General features: G+C 58.2%; 14 protein-coding genes. 6 read left to right on the plus strand and 8 right to left on the minus strand.

Annotated features, from left to right (window positions below; all coding sequences use genetic code 11):
- Positions 1 to 123: 123 nt before the first annotated feature.
- Positions 124 to 1,095 carry an AraC family transcriptional regulator gene (locus FIV05_RS22535; RefSeq protein ID WP_152511050.1) on the minus strand — a complete coding sequence of 324 codons (972 nt, stop codon included), beginning with the start codon at positions 1,093 to 1,095 and terminating at the stop codon, positions 124 to 126.
- 137 nt (positions 1,096 to 1,232) lie between these two features.
- Here FIV05_RS22535 and FIV05_RS22540 point away from each other — a divergent pair, with 137 nt between their 5' ends.
- Positions 1,233 to 1,637 (plus strand): DUF4345 domain-containing protein, encoded by a 405-nt coding sequence (locus FIV05_RS22540; RefSeq protein ID WP_152511051.1) that lies wholly within the window; start codon positions 1,233 to 1,235, stop codon positions 1,635 to 1,637.
- Between the two features lie 92 nt (positions 1,638 to 1,729).
- Here FIV05_RS22540 and FIV05_RS22545 read toward each other — a convergent pair whose 3' ends face one another.
- From FIV05_RS22545 to FIV05_RS22555, 3 genes are all read right to left on the minus strand, one after another.
- A complete protein-coding gene (locus FIV05_RS22545; protein ID WP_152511052.1) occupies positions 1,730 to 2,836 on the minus strand; it encodes an alkene reductase in 1,107 nt (368 codons plus the stop codon).
- Positions 2,837 to 2,948: 112 nt separating this feature from the next.
- Complete coding sequence (locus FIV05_RS22550) at positions 2,949 to 3,548, minus strand: TetR/AcrR family transcriptional regulator (RefSeq protein WP_152511053.1); 600 nt, start codon at positions 3,546 to 3,548, stop codon at positions 2,949 to 2,951.
- 103 nt (positions 3,549 to 3,651) lie between these two features.
- Positions 3,652 to 4,851, minus strand: a complete 1,200-nt coding sequence (locus tag FIV05_RS22555; protein WP_152511054.1) for an ABC transporter substrate-binding protein — start codon at positions 4,849 to 4,851, stop codon at positions 3,652 to 3,654.
- Between the two features lie 295 nt (positions 4,852 to 5,146).
- On the opposite strand from FIV05_RS22555, the gene FIV05_RS22560 reads away from it, so the two are divergent.
- The 3 genes from FIV05_RS22560 to FIV05_RS22570 all read left to right on the plus strand — a co-directional run bounded on the left by FIV05_RS22560 (position 5,147) and on the right by FIV05_RS22570 (position 8,369).
- On the plus strand, positions 5,147 to 6,331 hold the full coding sequence (locus FIV05_RS22560; protein ID WP_173013912.1) for an SH3 domain-containing protein: 1,185 nt from the start codon (positions 5,147 to 5,149) through the stop codon (positions 6,329 to 6,331).
- A 227-nt stretch (positions 6,332 to 6,558) separates the two neighbouring features.
- Entirely contained in the window at positions 6,559 to 7,035 is a 477-nt protein-coding gene (locus FIV05_RS22565) for a hypothetical protein (RefSeq protein ID WP_152511056.1), read from the plus strand.
- Between the two features lie 143 nt (positions 7,036 to 7,178).
- Positions 7,179 to 8,369, plus strand: a complete 1,191-nt coding sequence (locus tag FIV05_RS22570; protein WP_152511057.1) for a lytic murein transglycosylase — start codon at positions 7,179 to 7,181, stop codon at positions 8,367 to 8,369.
- 116 nt (positions 8,370 to 8,485) lie between these two features.
- Here FIV05_RS22570 and FIV05_RS22575 read toward each other — a convergent pair whose 3' ends face one another.
- From FIV05_RS22575 to FIV05_RS22590, 4 genes are all read right to left on the minus strand, one after another.
- Complete coding sequence (locus FIV05_RS22575) at positions 8,486 to 10,087, minus strand: arylsulfatase (RefSeq protein ID WP_286202222.1); 1,602 nt, start codon at positions 10,085 to 10,087, stop codon at positions 8,486 to 8,488.
- A 222-nt stretch (positions 10,088 to 10,309) separates the two neighbouring features.
- Positions 10,310 to 10,858, minus strand: a complete 549-nt coding sequence (locus tag FIV05_RS22580) for a cupin domain-containing protein (protein ID WP_152511058.1) — start codon at positions 10,856 to 10,858, stop codon at positions 10,310 to 10,312.
- A 131-nt stretch (positions 10,859 to 10,989) separates the two neighbouring features.
- A complete protein-coding gene (gene mdlC / locus FIV05_RS22585) occupies positions 10,990 to 12,594 on the minus strand; it encodes a benzoylformate decarboxylase (RefSeq protein ID WP_152511059.1) in 1,605 nt (534 codons plus the stop codon).
- 144 nt (positions 12,595 to 12,738) lie between these two features.
- On the minus strand, positions 12,739 to 13,443 hold the full coding sequence (locus tag FIV05_RS22590) for a metal-dependent hydrolase (RefSeq protein WP_152511060.1): 705 nt from the start codon (positions 13,441 to 13,443) through the stop codon (positions 12,739 to 12,741).
- 1,057 nt (positions 13,444 to 14,500) lie between these two features.
- On the opposite strand from FIV05_RS22590, the gene FIV05_RS31670 reads away from it, so the two are divergent.
- Together FIV05_RS31670 and ruvX are read left to right on the plus strand one after the other, a co-directional pair.
- Positions 14,501 to 15,454, plus strand: coding sequence for an autotransporter outer membrane beta-barrel domain-containing protein (locus FIV05_RS31670; protein WP_173013913.1), 954 nt, complete (start codon positions 14,501 to 14,503; stop codon positions 15,452 to 15,454).
- Between the two features lie 48 nt (positions 15,455 to 15,502).
- Positions 15,503 to 15,991, plus strand: coding sequence for a Holliday junction resolvase RuvX (gene ruvX / locus FIV05_RS22600; protein WP_023004059.1), 489 nt, complete (start codon positions 15,503 to 15,505; stop codon positions 15,989 to 15,991).
- The last annotated feature ends 55 nt before the right edge of the window (positions 15,992 to 16,046 follow it).

A 16,046-nucleotide genomic window follows, 5' to 3' on the forward strand; every position in this document is an offset into this window, starting at 1 on the left:
GAATTAGCTCTGATATGGGTTTGACAGGTTTTTTTGCCGAACGAAAGGCCGGAATGGGAAAAAAGAGTACGCTCCGGTACGGTTACCAGTCACAGCCGCGGCCGATGCTGAAATCACTCCCGATTATTGCCTTCGATATGCCCCCGGCGACGTCCCGACAATCCGTTTGAAGGCCCGTGCAAATGCTGCTTCCGACTCGTAGCCGAGCCCAATGGCAATCTCCGCCAGTGTACGTTTTCCTTCCTTCAGATCCATTTGTGCCAATTGCATGCGCCAATGCAGGGCATACTGCATGACACCTTCCCCGGTCAGTTGCTTGAAGCGCGCGGCAAATGCGGAACGTGACATACCAGCCCTTTCCGCCAACCTGGCAATGGTCCAGCCTTCCTGCGGGGCACGGTGAAAGGCCTGTAGCGCCCGCCCGATCTTCGGATCGCGCAAGGCTGCAAGCCAGCCTGTTTCAAGCGCCTCGTTGCTCTGCAGCCACGCCCGGATCGCCTGTACGACGAGAATATCCGTCAGGCGTGTCAGCACTGTTTCTCCGCCCGGCTGCGGATTGCATGCCTCTTCTGCCAGGTATTTCAGCGTGCTGTAGATCCATGGGCCGGCGTGCTGAGCGAAGGTGTCCAGTCTTATGACCGGGGGCAACAGCTGCTGCAGACGTTCGGCAGCCGCGTGGTCGAGCTTCAACACTCCGCAGGTCATCCGGGTGACGGCCCCTCCCCCACCAAAAATCATGGTTTCGTAGGACGGGCTGTGTCGGATGGCAGGAATGTCGAAGAGAGGCGTTGCGACAGCTTCGGCATCACTACTCATGACAACCGGTTTGCCATGCGGCAACAGCACAAGCTGCCCGGCGGTCAAGGAAATCGTATCGCAGTGCTCCGTCTGCAGCAAACAACTCCCCTCGGTCACCACCAGAAGAACCATCTGTCCACCCATGTCCGGAACATCAATCGCCCAGGGAGCTGACAGTTCGGGATTGCAGTAGAAGGTTCCCGTGAGCCGTAGAAGATGCAACACATCGCCAAGCGGAGCAAAATCCAGCGAGGGGGAGGATTGGTCAGCTTGCAAGACCGGACTTGGCAAGGACATCAGGAACTCCCTCTTGAACGCTGGTCACCGGCCCAGAAATCTGGACGATCTGCAAGTTTTCTTATTCTTTATATCATAGATCATCTGGCGCACGTATCAGATCCTGGCTTCCAGTTCAAACGAACCGGAGACAGCCAATGAACACCCTGAGCAAAAAAGCCGCCCTCGCCCTGTCCGCCCTGACCTTTCTGGCGATCGGCTCCCTGATCGTCTTTGCGCCGCAGCTACTGTTTTCTTCAAACGGAATAACACTCAATCCTTCCGCGGCGATGATGAGCGAGGTTCGCTCGCCCGGCGTCCTCATCTTGCTGGCGTGTTTCGCCGCTTCGATGGGTCTTCTCTACCGTTCGTGGGAGACAATCGGATTGCAGGTGTCCGCCGCCTTGCTGCTTGGCTATGGCACGGGCCGGCTTGTCAGCCTGGCCCTCGACGGCATGCCGCCTGCACCACTTGTCGCCGCTGCCGCAGTGGAGTTGGGACTTGGCTGCTGGTGCACCGCTCACCTGCTTGCCAGCAGGGCAAATACCCTTTCACATGCATAAAAAGAAAGCCGGTGCGGGTCGAAACCCTGCACCGGCTATCCTTCAGACCGCCCCGGAGGGGGTGGATGTCGGGCGGCCCGAAACCTTCTGGATTACTCCGCCGCGACAGACGCTTCTGCCAAGGTGGGATAATCCGTGTAGCCTTTTTCGCTGCCGCCATAGAGCGTATCGGTATCCAGCGCGTTCAGCGGAGCATGCTTCTCCAGCCGCTCGACCAGATCCGGATTGGAAATGAACGGACGGCCAAACGCGACAAGATCGACTGCGCCCGTTTCCACTGCCTCGATTGCGGAAGCACGGTCGTAACCGTTGTTGCCCATATGGGCGCCGTCGAAGAGTGCGTAGAGTGCAGACAAATCGCCACCATCCGGGATATCGCGCGGACCACCGGTCTGGCCTTCAACCAGATGCAGGTAGGCAAGACCATAGCCGTTGAGCAATTTGATCGCGTGCGAGAAGGTCGCTTGCGGATTGCTGTCGGCAATGTCGTTGGCGCTTGAGAACGGGCTCAGCCTGATACCGACCCGGTCAGCACCCAGAACACCAACAACGGCATCCATGACTTCCTTCAGGAAGCGGCTCCGGTTCTCGATGGATCCGCCGTAGGCATCGTCACGCTTGTTGGAGCCATCGCGCAGGAACTGGTCGATCAGATAACCGTTGGCAGCGTGAACCTCGACACCGTCGAATCCCGCTTTCTTCGCGTTCTCGGCGGCTTTTCGATAGTCCTCGACAATGCCCGGGATCTCGCTGGCGTCCAACGCGCGCGGTGTCGGCGTATCGACGAATTGCGTCCCGTCAAACGTCTTGGACTTGGCGGCAATTGCGGAAGGAGCCACCGGATCTGCGCCACCCGGCTGGAGAACCGGATGCGAAATGCGTCCGACATGCCAGAGCTGGATGACGATCTTGCCACCCTTTGCATGAACCGCATCGGTGACCTTCTTCCAGCCCGCGACTTGCGCATCTGAATAGATGCCCGGCGTCCATGCATATCCCTTGCCCTGCGGCGAGATCTGCGAGGCCTCGGTGATGATCAATCCTGCTCCGGCACGCTGATCGTAATATTTCACTGTCAGATCATGCGGTGCATCGTCTTCGTGCCGGGCCCGGTTGCGGGTCAACGGTGCCATCACGATACGGTTCTTCAGTTCGATTGCCCCTGCCTTTGCGGGCGAAAACAGTTTTGCTTCTGACATTTTCTTCTTTCCTTTTGAAGTTTGTCTGCTTCACTATTTCTGGACTAATCAGTCCAATATTATGCGCACAACTCCGTGGTTCTTGATGAACGCTTCCACACCACCCGGGCGATTATGGCATCAGGACGGTCCGTGCTTGCTTCAGGGTTCTGGCAATCCGCTCTGCCGGAACTCCAGCCTTGCGCAGCGCCAGGGTTCCAATGGCAAGCGATGAATAGGCGCTCGCCCTATCCCGGACAGCATCCGGGTTGTCCGGGTCGATCGCCCTGGCAAAGAGGTCTTCGATGTTTTCCAGGTGACGACGACCAATCTCGGCAACCTTGTCGTCATGGGGCGCAAGTTCGGTGATGCAATTGACCAGAAGGCAGCCCCTTGGGCCCCCTTTCGGATCTGACAAAGCCTGCATCATCGCGTCTACCGCGTCATCTTCAGCGGTTTCGGCAACTTCCTTCAGGCCACGGATTCCGTTTTTGGAATAATGCTCCAGCGCTCGCAGAAACAGCGTCTGCTTGCAGCCGAAAGTCGCGTAGAAACTGGAACGGCTAAGCCCCATTGCCTTGGTGAGATCGTCCAGAGAAGTCGCTTCAAAGCCCTTCTGCCAGAAAACATGCATGGCCGCCTCAAGCGCCGCAGCTTCATCAAAGCTGCGCGGCCTGCCCGGACCTGCCGCGCGTTTTTCCGAGCCGGAAATATGGACCTCTGCGTTTCTCATGCCTCTGATATGGACTACGCAGTCCAGAATGCAAGAGGAGCAGGTCTGATTTCTGGACCGATCGTTTCAGATCATCCCGACGTCTGGCCAGTCCAGGATAAGACTACATACGGCACGAACCGGCATAGGCATCGCCGACATCGTCGAAGACCCGGGCAACGGCTTCCATCTCATAGAGCTTGCTGGTGCGCCGGACCCCTTCCACAATATAGAAATCCTGAATGGGAAACTGGTTGGAATTGAAGCGGAAGTCCCCTCGCACGCTTTCGAAGGGCGCTGCACTGATAGCCGAGATCAACGCTTCCTGGTCCTTGACGCCCCCGGTCAGCTCCAGGGCAAAATGGATCATCTTGGCTGCATCATACCCTTGCGCAGCGTAGACCGATGGCTCGTACTTGTAGGCCTTGCTGAACTCCCGCACGAACCTCTTGTTGGCCGGATTATCAAGGTTAGGCGCCCAATGTGATGCGCTGTAAAGTCCTTCCGCCATCTCCGCCGTATAGGGAAGCGTGACGGCATTGACCGTGTCGGACGAGAGGAACGGTACAATACCCTTCAGCCCGGAAGTGTGGAACTGTTTCACCAGTTCCACCCCCATGCCGCCCGGCATGAAGGTGAAAATCGCATCCGGTTCGATTTCCTCGATCTGCCTGAATTCATCCGAGAAATCGGTCTGACCCAGTTTCGGGAACAGTTCGCGGGCGATCTGTCCCTTGAAATGGCGGCGGAACGCGGCAACGGCATCCCGGGCAGCTTCATAGTCCGGGGCGATGGTGACGACATCCTGGTACCCTTTGAGGCTGGCGTAACGCCCCATCGTCTCGTGGACCTGGTCGTCCTGTGACGCGGTGGAGAAGAAATAACGGCTGCAATTGCGACCGGCGATCGGCGCAGGCCCGGAATGCGTTCCGATAAACAAGGTCTTCGACCGCACGATAGGATCGTGCACGGCAAGCATTACCTTGGAGAAATTGACGCCGACGATGAGATCGACGCCATTTTCCTCGATCAGTTTCGTTGCCTGCTCCAGCGCATTGTCCGGGTCCAGCTTGTCATCGACCACGATCACATTGGTGGGCAAGCCACCAAGCGCGCCATTGGATTGCTCGACGGCCAGCATGAAACCGTCGCGCATGTGTTCACCGTAGACGGCCGCCGGGCCGGACAGTGTCGCCAACAGGCCGATCTTCAGTTCCTGCACATCCTGCGCGGCGGCCGACTGGCAGGCGAACGCCAGTCCAGCAGCAAGGCCCGCCGCCAATCCGACCGTGCGAGAGATGAGGTGAGAGATCCAGCGCGTCATGATCTTTTTTGCCTGTCGTTTCTGGCTTCGCCTTTCGCCCTGCCCGGGCGAAACGCCTGCCGTTCATTCTATTGGCAGGCCGTTTGCATTCAGTTTGTCAGAGACAGGTTAGGCTTTTGCAAACGCACATCCATTTGGCCGCGCAAGACCACAGACCCGTCACATTTCATGCAAAATTCCCTACTGCCGCCGCAATCCGGCCTGCGTGCCGACGCATTAACGAAGATTAATGCTCCGGTACCCAGATATGGCAACCGCTCCGAGCGTGCCCGAACCGCAAAACCAGGAGGGCCACATGTATTCCGTCACCGCGCCAGCCAACACTTGCGACTTCCCCGAAGGCCACGATCCGGACAATGCACCTCAAAAGAACGAGCTGAAGCTCGTCGTTCCCAACGATCCTTCCAAGGACGATGAAGTCCCTCTTAGCGAAACCGAAGTTCACACAGTGGCGGCAGACACAGGTTCTGACGCCAGCACACTTGCCGCCAAGATCCTTCAGATGCATGCAACCGCCGACGAACTGAAGCCGACAGCCTCCCGCCGCCCAACGCTGACAGGTGCAACGGACGAAGCCGGCTTTGATATGCCAGGCGTGTTGCGCACTCCGGTACGAGGCTCGCGGAATATCGGCCTTCAGCCTGAACAAGTCCCCGCACCTGCAGCCGCTTCCAAAGCGGCAGCCAATTTCCGGCATGGTCCGAGTTTCAGAACCCTGTTGATCAGTACACTTGTGATTGTCGGCGTCGGCGCAGGAGCAGTCTATTTGAGCCTGAGCGACCTGCTGGCCGGCAAAGAGGCAGACAGCCGTACGGTCCAGACCCAGCTGATCAATACCGAACCGACGATCGAGAGCCTGATTGCAGGCGCAGATCCCGAATACCAGGGCAGGACGGATCTGACCGCAACACCGACCGCGAGCGCAGAGCAGGTAAAATCGGCCAAGGACCGTATCCGCGAGGTATTCGCCTCAAGGTCGATAGCGTCCACTACACCTGAAGACCATTCCAACCCGCTGGGTCATGACACCAACAAGGTTGCCGATGACAAGATCCAGTCGCGACTTGCTCCAGCTCAGCCCGCCCCTGTCAGAACCGATAGCCAATCGGCACGCGGCACCACCAATACCCTCGTTGCCCGCGCTGCTGCAGCAGTGCCGGAGACCGACGAAAATCCGGTATCGGATGCATCGCCTCTGGAAGCTGGCATTGCGGCCGTCTCGGCACCCGGCACCGAAACTGCATCCACCTCTACTTCGGAAACCAGCACCGCTGCTTCGGACTTTCCGCTATCGGCAAAAATCAAGTCATCCGTGAACCTGCGTGAAGCGCAGAACAAGGATGCAACGGTTCTGGCCGTCATTCCGGCTGGAGCCGAGGTTCGTTTCAACACGTGCGGCAACTGGTGGTGTGGCGTCCAGTATGACGGCAAGACCGGCTACGTAGGTGAAAGTTTTCTGGAACCCCAGCAGCAACCATGAGTAAAACCTGCATTTGCCAGGTAGAGCCTTGTTAAGTGTCGAAGCGTAATATCCCGTCGATTTAAGTTTGCCCTGCGGACCGCGGGGACAGTTGCATCGACGGGCGCAATCAGCAGCGCCTGTGTCGATAGCTCTCGATATGTCGCAACACTCTTCCGGCCGGTCTCGGCATTTGGATTGTTGCGCTTTCGCGGTGCATGTCAGGCACTGCAGACAGGAGACGGACCATGGCAAACCGTGCAGCCCTCAGCCTCAGCGCTTCCCTTCTCGTCGGTTTCTCGGCCGCGATCACGCAAGCTCAGGCGGATGGAACCGATTGCACAGTCTATGCGACCGACTATGCCAACGCCCGCATGGGCAGCGGTGATGTCGTCGGAGATGCTGTTTCCGGCGGCATGGCCGGAGCGGTTGTTGGCGGCGAATGGCGCGGGGCATCGGGCGCTTATCGCGGCGCCCGCGCGGGTGCAGCACTTGGCATCCTGAACAACATGGGCTCGATGCCCGGTGGCTGGCAGGCCCTTTACGACATGGCCTACCAGATGTGCCAGCAGCAGACCTCCGGGGTAAACGCCCCCTATTACCAGTCGCCCAGCGTCGGAACTTCTTCCTCCGACTGTCGTTCTTCAGCCAGCGTCAACGCGCCGCTGAAAAGATCCCCGAACGGTGGCATCATGGTCGGCTCTGATTTCGGCAATTGCCGCTAGCACCGCAGCTTGCCGCCAAAGACTTGGTGGAAGAGCCTTCAGCTCGCCCTGCCGACGGGTTGACGTTACAGGCGAAGCACAGTCAACTATGGCCGATTTTTAAAGGCTCCGGCCTGCCTTTGCGCCCAACGACAGGATTTTTCATGACACTCCGCTTCTCCCCGAAAATCGCTGCGACCGCCCTCGCCGGTTTCTGGCTCGCCACCGCGCCTGCTCAGGCGCAACAGTGTGGCGGCGACTTCCGGCAGTTCCTTGCAGGCGTGAAACAGGAAGCGATTGCCAAGGGCCTTTCCGCGAATGCGGCAGACCAGACCCTGGCGGGTGCGCAGGTCGACCGCAAGGTGCTGTCGCGTGATCGGGCGCAGGGTGTCTTCAAGATGACCTTCCTGGACTTTTCCAAGCGGGTCATCTCCGGCTACCGGATGAAAAACGGCGCCGCGAACATGAAGAAATACGCGAGCGTGTTCCAGCGCACCGAATCCGAATATGGCGTTCCGGCACCTGTCATTACAGCTTTCTGGGCGCTTGAAACGGATTTCGGCGCGGTTCAGGGCGATTTCAACACCGTCAATGCGCTGGCCACGCTGGCTCATGATTGCCGCCGCCCGGAACTGTTCCGGCCGCAGCTGATCGCTGCCATCGAGATGGTCCAGCACGGTGATCTTGACCCGCGCAACACCACCGGCGCCTGGGCAGGTGAGATCGGCATGGTTCAGATGTTGCCCGAAGACATCATCAAGTTCGGCCGCGACGGCGATGGTGACGGACACGTGAAGCTGAAGGAAAGTGCCGCCGATGCCATTCTGACCGCCGGTGCCTTCATCCAGAATCTGGGCTGGCGCCGTGGAGAGCCCTGGTTGCAGGAAGTCAAGGTGCCGCAGAACCTCAACTGGGCTGAAACCGGGCTCGACAAGACCAAGACCGGTGCCCAGTGGGCGGCTCTTGGCGTGCAGCCGCGCTGGGGTCAGATTTCCGGCAACCTGCCCGCTTCACTGCTCCTGCCTCAGGGCCGCAAGGGGCCGGCATTCCTCGCCTATCCGAATTACAGCATCTATCTGGAATGGAACCAGTCGTTCGTCTACACGACCACTGCCGCCTATTTCGCGACAAGGCTCGCCGGCGCACCGGTCTACACCGAAGGCAACCCGGACCTTGGCCTGGACGACGCCCAGATGAAGCAGCTCCAGTCGAAGCTATCCAGCATGGGTTATGACGTCGGCAAGATCGACGGCATCCTCGGCTCCGGCACCCGAAATGCCGTGCAGCAGGTACAGCAGAAGCTTGGCATGCCGGCCGATGCCTGGCCGACACCTGAACTGCTGCGCCGTCTCTGAGATCCAAAATCTGAAGACCGCCAATTGCTGCAGTTCTGGACGAGATATTGGCAAATGCGCAAAAAGCCCGGAGCCTCGCAAAGCCCCGGGCTTTTTATTGATGTGACGAGTTAAACTCAGTTGCTGCCGCTCATGCCGGCTTTCAACTTCTCCTCGATCGATGACAGATTGAAGGATCCAGGTGTCTGGCTTGGCGGATAGTCCTGCATTGTCTGCAGGAACCTTGAGGCCAGTGCCTGGATCGGAACGATCACGAACGCACGGTCCAGCAACCAGTCGAAATAGATATTGGCATTGTGCTGGGCCTTTTCGAAAGGATCCCGGCGCAGGTTGAAGACGGCGGGCACACGCAGTTCCGTGAAAGGCTCCTGCCAGACGCCGAAGGCCTGACCGCGGTTTTCCAGGAACACGACCTTCCAGTCGTCGTACCGGGCCGCAACCACCTGACCATCGTCATTCACGTACCAGAACTCATGACGCGGCGATGAATCGGTCTCGCCTTTCAGATAGGCGTTGAGGTCGTAACCGTCGATGTAGTTGCGGTAAGTTCGGCCACCGAGTTCAACACCTTCAAGAAGCTGTTCCTTGATATCCGAAGCCCCTGCAATCGCGGCAAAGGTCGGCAGCCAGTCTTCGTGGGCAACGATACCGTTGAGCGTCACGTTTTCCTGGAAGACGCCGGGCCAGCGAACAAAGGTCGGCACACGATAAGCGCCCTCCCAGTTGGAATTCTTTTCGCTGCGGAACGGCGTCGTGCCGGCATCCGGCCAGGTGTTGAAATGCGGGCCGTTGTCGGTCGAATACATCACCACCGTGTTATCGGCGATGCCGAGCTCGTCCAACAGGTCCAGCAGCTCGCCGACATGCATGTCATGCTCGACCATGCCGTCGTGATAGGTATCCCCGCTCGGGCCGGCAATCCCTGTGTGCTCCTCCTTCACATGTGTGCGGAAATGCATGCGGGTTCCGTTCCACCAGACAAAGAAGGGAACGCCCTCTTCCACCGCTTCGCGGATAAAACGCTTGGCTTCGGCGAGCGACTCCTCATCGACGGTTTCCATGCGCTTCTTCGTAAGTGGACCGGTGTCCTCGATCTTCTGCGTTCCGTCTGCATTGGCCCAGGTATGAAGCACACCGCGCGGACCGAACTGTTCACGGAAGGTCTTGCCGTTCGCCAGAACCATGTCCCCCGGATAGTCCCGGTTTTCCGGCTCTTCTTCAGCATTCAGATGATAGAGATTGCCGAAGAACTCATCGAAACCGTGGTTTGTCGGCAGATGTTCGTCCAGGTCTCCCTGGTGGTTCTTGCCGAACTGGCCGGTCTTGTAACCTTGTGCCTTCAGGACGGTCGCCATGGTGACGTCGGTTTCCTGCCAGCCTTGCTCTGCTCCCGGCAAGCCAACCTTGGTCATGCCTGTGCGCACAGGTACATTGCCCCCGATGAAGGCAGCGCGTCCGGCCGTACAGCTTTGCTGGGCGTAATAGTCGGTAAAGGCAACGCCTTCCTGTGCGATCCGGTCGATGTTGGGCGTGCGGTAGCCCATCATGCCACGGTTGTTGTGGCTGATGTTCCACGTGCCGATATCGTCCCCCCAAATAGCGAGAATATTCGGCTTCTGCGCCTCCTGCGCCAGACTTGTCTGGGACGTTACGGCAAAAGCTGCCGCAAGTCCGAGAACCACCGCGCTCAAACGCGGCAACATGCGAAAATGGCTCATGAAAACTCCCACCTGAATGGTTGTCAGGACTGCGCGCTCAGATTGCAGACACACTTCCGCATCGTCCAGCACGCAACCCCTAATTACCTTAGGTAAGTTTTGTGATCTGGCAAGGAATTTTCAATATTTTACAAAAAGTTCGAATTCCCTAATGTAGGGACAATCGAAATACGCCTTTACAATCAATGGGTGTACAAGGCAGCCAGGCGAGATTTCTCGCCGCTATTCGACCTTGTTCTTGTTTGCACCCGGCTTGTCTTCGGCAACCGTTGCCACACCGTCATCACCGAGCAGGAAAACAGCCAGGATCTTGGCCGGCCCTTCACCGGTGTTCTGCCCTTTGTGCGTGACATCCATCGCTTCAAGAAGACCGTCGCCGGTACGGTAGACCTTCTTGCCAAGTTCCTCGTAAGTGACGGTAATCTCGCCTTCCAGAATGTAGGCAAAAAGCGGCGCGTGATGCTGGTGCCACTGCGTCTCCTCACCCGGCTCCATAGTAATCTCGATGGCCTTTATCGAAGGGTTCGATTGCGGAAAGGCGACCTTTTCACCGGCAACCGTCGTGTCTCCGGAAAACACGTCCCGTACCGTTGCATAAGGCGTTTTGGCGGCAGCTTCTTCGTCCTGCGCGGCTTTGGACCCCGGCTTGGCATGCGGCTTGGACGGCGCGGGCTTGCCGTCAGGCGTGATCGACTTGTCCGCCGACAAGACTGGCGTCGCACAAAGGGCGCCGCTCAGAACCGCAATGAAAGCAAAGCTGGACAGCTTCATGATAAGTCCCCGGTTTGATTTTTATCTCGGCGTTTTCAGGCCCTCAGCAGGGCAACTCGACCGTCGACATGTGGTCGCATTGTGCACGACCTTCCGTGGCACAACAAGATTTTCACAATGACTTGAACCGTTTATCCAAGCAACGATCTGAGCTTCGGTGATATTTCCACCTCGATCACCGTCGTTCCCCTGTAGGCCAGGGCTGCGGAAAGAGCAGCCTTGAATTCGTCGGCGGTTTTCGCCTTCGCAGTCTCTGCGCCGTATCCACGCCCAAGTGCCTCGATATCAAGACCGGGCAGATCCAAACCCGGAACGTTCGGCGTTTCCTCCAGGATCGCAAACTCCTTCAGGATCGCATATTGACTGTTGCGCATGGCAACGAAAACCACATGCGCTTCCTCCTGCACGCCGGTGTAGATGCTCTGCACCGAATACTGGAACGAGCCGTCACCGATCACGGCGATTACCGGCCTGTTGCGTCCGCTCGTTTCCTCGGCAATCGCAAGACCGACAGCGGCCGGCATGTCCCAGCCGAGACCTCCGGAAGCAAAGGTGTAGAACGTATCCGGCTTGTCGATCGGAATTTGCCGCTCCAGCTCGATGACGTTGGATGGAGATTCCTCAACCAGCACGAAATCTGACGGCGCAGCCTCTCGGATCAAGCTGTAGACTGCATCCGGCGTCAATGGCAGGGCCGAGTAGTCGGGTACCGGCGCCGGATCCTTTTTGTAGGGATTAGGCTTTTCCTCACGTCGATCCAGCTGAGGCAGGATTGCCTGAAGAAAAAGCCTGCTGTCCGAGACCAGGCTGTCGCCAACCGGGGCCTTGGCCGCCATGTCCGGATCGTCTGTAATTTGCAGCAGCTTTGTGCCTGCCGGAAGGTAGTCTCCCGCGACATATGGATAGTAGCGAAAAACCGGTGCTCCGACGGCGATGACCAGATCGTGCCCCTCGAGCCGCTTGCAGATCGGGCCGATGGCCGAAGGCAACGTGCCGGCGTGGAGCCGATGACTTTCCGGAAATGGCGTGCGCTCCGCGAAAGGCGCCGTCAGAACCGGGGCAGACAGCGTTTCTGCGAACGCTATCCCTTCGTCCCAGGCTTCTGACCGGGCAATGTCCGAGCCGTAGACCAGAACCGGAGTTTTTGCTGCGTTGATACGCTCAGCGAAATCTTGGATTCTGGCAGGGTCGGCGGCCGAACGCAGAGACACGGACCGAACTTCTGCGGGTCCCTCCATTTCCTTGTCCCAGTCGTCCAGCGGGAGAGACAGGAACACCGGCCCGCTCGGCTGCTGGATCGCTGCCGCGTAGGCCCGCATAAAAGCGGCCGGCACGTCCTGGGCCCTTGCCGGTTCATAACTCCACTTCACCCATGGCTGGGGCAAAAGCGTCGCATTGATGTTGGTAAGAAGCGGCTCGAGCAGCAGCATGTCTCGGGTCTGCTGTCCGGCGGTCAGAATGAGCGGTGTCTTGTTCTGGTAGGCGGTCAGGATGCAGCCCATCGCGTTACCGAGGCCTGCTCCTGTATGGACATTCACAATGACAGGTTTGCGCAGTCCCTGCGCCAGGCCGTCAGCGATGCCGACGACGCTGGCTTCCTGCAATGAAAGCACGTAGCGGAAGTCATCCGGGAAATTCTTCAGAAAGGTTTCTTCAGTGGACCCGGGATTGCCGACGATAGTTGTCAAACCGAGCTTGCGAAGCAGATCGAAGGTAACGTCTTTTACAGTCGGCATATTATCCTCCGCTTGACGCTGAAACCAAAGCTCCCAGCGTCACAAAACAAGAAAACCACCCCTACTTCTTAAATTTCTCGGAAAAAGACTAAACCTCTGCCTCCAAGTGAGACAAGCAAAGATTGCTTCTCTTGAGTGAACCCGTCAGACGTCAATCGGTTCGCCGGGATTTGGCTTTGCCACCTTGTCGCGATCGCCGCCCATTGCCTCAAGGAACGTATCCGCCGTCTGGTCGATGATCGGGAACGAGCCGTAATGGCAGGGAATGATCGTATCGAAGTTGAAGAAACGGGTGCAGGCAAGTGCTGCCGATTTGCCGCCCATCGTGAAGCGGTCACCGATGGGAACAAGCCCGATCTTCGGCTGGTAGATCTCGTCAATCAGGGCCATGTCGGAAAAGATGTCGGTATCTCCCAGATGATAAAGCGTCTTTTCCCCAGGGGCTTCGATGATGACACCATGTGGATTGCCCAGATAGACGGCCTCACCGCCTGCCTGGAAGGACGACGAGTGATCAGCGCGCGTCAGCGCGACGCTGAACGGTCCAACGTTCACCTTGCCGCCGGAATTCATGGGACTGATATTCTCGATCCCCTGCCGGTTGGCCCACATGCAGATTTCGAAATTGGACGTCAGCTGCGCGCCGGTTTTTTTCAGGATGTCGACGGCGTCACCGATATGATCGTTGTGACCATGGGTCAGGATGACATGCGTTACGCCATCTGACGCCTGATCGACTGACAGGCTCTCGGGAAAAGACGGATTTCCGGTAAAGAACGGATCGAACAGGATGGATGCTCCTTCAATCTCGATCTTGAAGGCGGAATGGCCATACCAGGTCAGTTTCATCACGGTCTCCTAATTCGACGACAGATTGCCTGGACCCTATCAGCGGCAGCCGGTCCGCAACAAGCTGAATGCGTTCAATGTGCCTTCCAGGGCACGGTCTCGTTATCGATATTTTTGACAGTGCATCTGTGCAATTATGGCAACGCCTCAATTATTTCAACAACCAGAGCTGGCTTCCTCTTCTGCTTCAACGCAAGATGACGTCGGGGATTCGCGAGACTTTGGAGCTATGCCGATGCGATTGCGTTCGAAACGTGCCTGGCTGCAAGTCATCTGCCCGGCAGCTCTGCTCTTCAGCAGCCTTTCGACATCCGCCCTTGCCGCCAATTGCAAAAATGATGGCGGCTTGCTTTTTCTGGGAACCAACAAGTCTGATAGCCGTTCGATCTGGGTTTCCGGAACAGTCACGGGGGATTACCGGCTGGAGGCCGCCCAGGGCAATCAGACCGTCGACACATGGTCCCGCTCCAGCACAGGCCTCCATCTGTCAACTTCTCCGGTCGTTTCGAGCGGAAACGGTGGAACACACAGGCTTTTTGGCGTCGATGGCGGGTCTGATTGCCTGATCGACACACAAAACCAGAAACGCAACTTCCAGCTTCCCGACAACATAAAGCCGCCAAGCCTGGTAAAGCCTCCGATCGGAAGGCTGTTTCCGGATTTCGGACGGCCGGTTCCTCCGATCGCGGTCCTGCCCCCAAGCGGAGTGCTGCCCGGCCTGCCAGGCCCGATTTCGCCACCCTCTAGCGGCGTCACTCCGCCAATAGGGACACTGCCACCGGCTGGACTTTCACCCGGACGTCCCGGACTTCCCGGACTTCCCGGAACAGCCTCACCACCAATCGGCATTTTGCGGCCTTCAGGCGTTTTGCCAGGGGCACCTGGAGCAGTTACACCTCCCATCGGCACGCTTCCCCCATCCGGCGGACTCCCCGGCTCTCCTGGAGGGCCAGGCACTGTCACGCCACCAATCGGAACCCTGCCGCCCGGCAGCCGCAATCCAAATCAACCGAGCCTTCCGGCTGGCTTTGTGCCGGTCAGGCGCGCTGATGGTCAGGTGATCAGTTACTGCGTCGATCCACGATCAGCCGAGGAGACACGGACTGACAATGCACAGACGTTCTGCACCCGGGAACAACTGCTGGCCGCCGGACGTCTGCAGGCGCAGGACGAAGTTCCAATCACACCGGGCCGGGATCTGATCGAACCGACACTCTGGAATGCCTGGAGCACGGTAACCGGGGTCTACAGCGATGACAGGCGTTTCGGCAGGGACTTTCAGACACTCAGTGGGACCGCGGCATTCGGTGCCGACCGCAAGCTGACAGAAGATATCGTCGGCGGTATATCCGTGACCTTTGAAACCATCGACACCGACGGCTTCAATTCCCACCTGACAATCGACACCCAGGGCTTTGAAATCGGCCCCTATGTTGCCGCACGAATTTCTCAGCACTGGGCAGTTGACGGCTCGCTGAGCTATGGCTTTTCAAACAGCCATTCGGATATCTCGGTTTTGAGCGGCGAATACAATACCCATGAACTCGGCGCGACTTTCAGTGTTCATGGCCAGTATTCGCTGAGCGAGATCCAGGTACGCCCAAAGGCGACCGTAACCTTCAACCGCGTTTTTTCCGATGGTTACGATCTGAACGGGACGATCCTCAACCGGGCCATAAGCGTTCCCATCTCGGGCAATGCAGCCTCTCTGGGGACAATTGAACTTACGACCGAATTCAGCCGTCAATTCACCTTGCAGGACGGTCTTCTGATCCAGCCCTATGTGGAAGCAGGCGCGGTCTACGAATATTTGCGACCGAACGACGGCAAGATCCTCGATGATGAATTGAACTTTGTCACCGCATCGGCCTGGAGCTTTACGTTGCGTGGTGGGGCGACTGCCCTGATTGCGGAGAACGTTACGCTTGATGCAAAGGGAGGCTATCTCAGCCTGGGACAGAACGGGCTGGACGTTTGGGAAGGGCAACTTCGTGTTGCCATCGGGTTCTGAGTGAAAATCGAACTGGTGTTTTCCATGGCTCGCTGGTAAAGCCGCCGAATGGCAAATGACCCCGCACTTTCCCTGGAAGATTTCATGGCCGCCGTGCCCGACCGCACCCGGCTGATCGGCCTGGATCTTGGCACCAAGACCATTGGTCTGGCGCTTTCAGATCTCGGCCGTGGCATCGCCTCTCCCATGGAAACGATCCGGCGCAAGAAATTCACCCTGGATGCGGAACAACTCCTGGCCATCTGCGCCAAGCAGGGCGTTGGCGGCATGGTGCTCGGTCTGCCGCTCAACATGGATGGCTCCGAAGGCCCCCGTGTCCAGGCGACGCGCGCCTTTGTAAGAAACCTTTCGCAGAAAACGGACCTGCCGATCACCTATTGGGACGAGCGGCTGTCGACGGCGGCCGTGACGCGCACGCTGCTGGAAGCCGATACGAGCCGTGCGAAACGGGCCGACGTGGTCGACAAGATGGCCGCTGCCTACATCCTGCAGGGCTTTCTGGACCGACTCGGCTTTATGGGCTTAGATAACGGCTGATCCCACCGCTGCAGGGTACAGGCCCTTGTTTCAAGGCCTGTCGAACGCGAAAGCC

It is taken from the genome of Labrenzia sp. THAF191a (assembly GCF_009363335.1).
Taxonomy (GTDB): Bacteria; Pseudomonadota; Alphaproteobacteria; order Rhizobiales; family Stappiaceae; genus Roseibium; species Roseibium algicola.

What these genes read in the sequence shown, in the direction of transcription:
- FIV05_RS22535 (WP_152511050.1), bottom strand. Translation starts at nt 1,095, where the DNA reads ATGTCCTTGCCAAGTCCGGTCTTGCAAGCTGACCAATCCTCCCCCTCG.
- FIV05_RS22540 (WP_152511051.1), top strand. Translation starts at nt 1,233, where the DNA reads ATGAACACCCTGAGCAAAAAAGCCGCCCTCGCCCTGTCCGCCCTGACC.
- FIV05_RS22545 (WP_152511052.1), bottom strand. Translation starts at nt 2,836, where the DNA reads ATGTCAGAAGCAAAACTGTTTTCGCCCGCAAAGGCAGGGGCAATCGAA.
- FIV05_RS22550 (WP_152511053.1), bottom strand. Translation starts at nt 3,548, where the DNA reads ATGAGAAACGCAGAGGTCCATATTTCCGGCTCGGAAAAACGCGCGGCA.
- FIV05_RS22555 (WP_152511054.1), bottom strand. Translation starts at nt 4,851, where the DNA reads ATGACGCGCTGGATCTCTCACCTCATCTCTCGCACGGTCGGATTGGCG.
- FIV05_RS22560 (WP_173013912.1), top strand. Translation starts at nt 5,147, where the DNA reads ATGTATTCCGTCACCGCGCCAGCCAACACTTGCGACTTCCCCGAAGGC.
- FIV05_RS22565 (WP_152511056.1), top strand. Translation starts at nt 6,559, where the DNA reads ATGGCAAACCGTGCAGCCCTCAGCCTCAGCGCTTCCCTTCTCGTCGGT.
- FIV05_RS22570 (WP_152511057.1), top strand. Translation starts at nt 7,179, where the DNA reads ATGACACTCCGCTTCTCCCCGAAAATCGCTGCGACCGCCCTCGCCGGT.
- FIV05_RS22575 (WP_286202222.1), bottom strand. Translation starts at nt 10,087, where the DNA reads ATGAGCCATTTTCGCATGTTGCCGCGTTTGAGCGCGGTGGTTCTCGGA.
- FIV05_RS22580 (WP_152511058.1), bottom strand. Translation starts at nt 10,858, where the DNA reads ATGAAGCTGTCCAGCTTTGCTTTCATTGCGGTTCTGAGCGGCGCCCTT.
- mdlC (WP_152511059.1), bottom strand. Translation starts at nt 12,594, where the DNA reads ATGCCGACTGTAAAAGACGTTACCTTCGATCTGCTTCGCAAGCTCGGT.
- FIV05_RS22590 (WP_152511060.1), bottom strand. Translation starts at nt 13,443, where the DNA reads ATGAAACTGACCTGGTATGGCCATTCCGCCTTCAAGATCGAGATTGAA.
- ruvX (WP_023004059.1), top strand. Translation starts at nt 15,503, where the DNA reads ATGGCAAATGACCCCGCACTTTCCCTGGAAGATTTCATGGCCGCCGTG.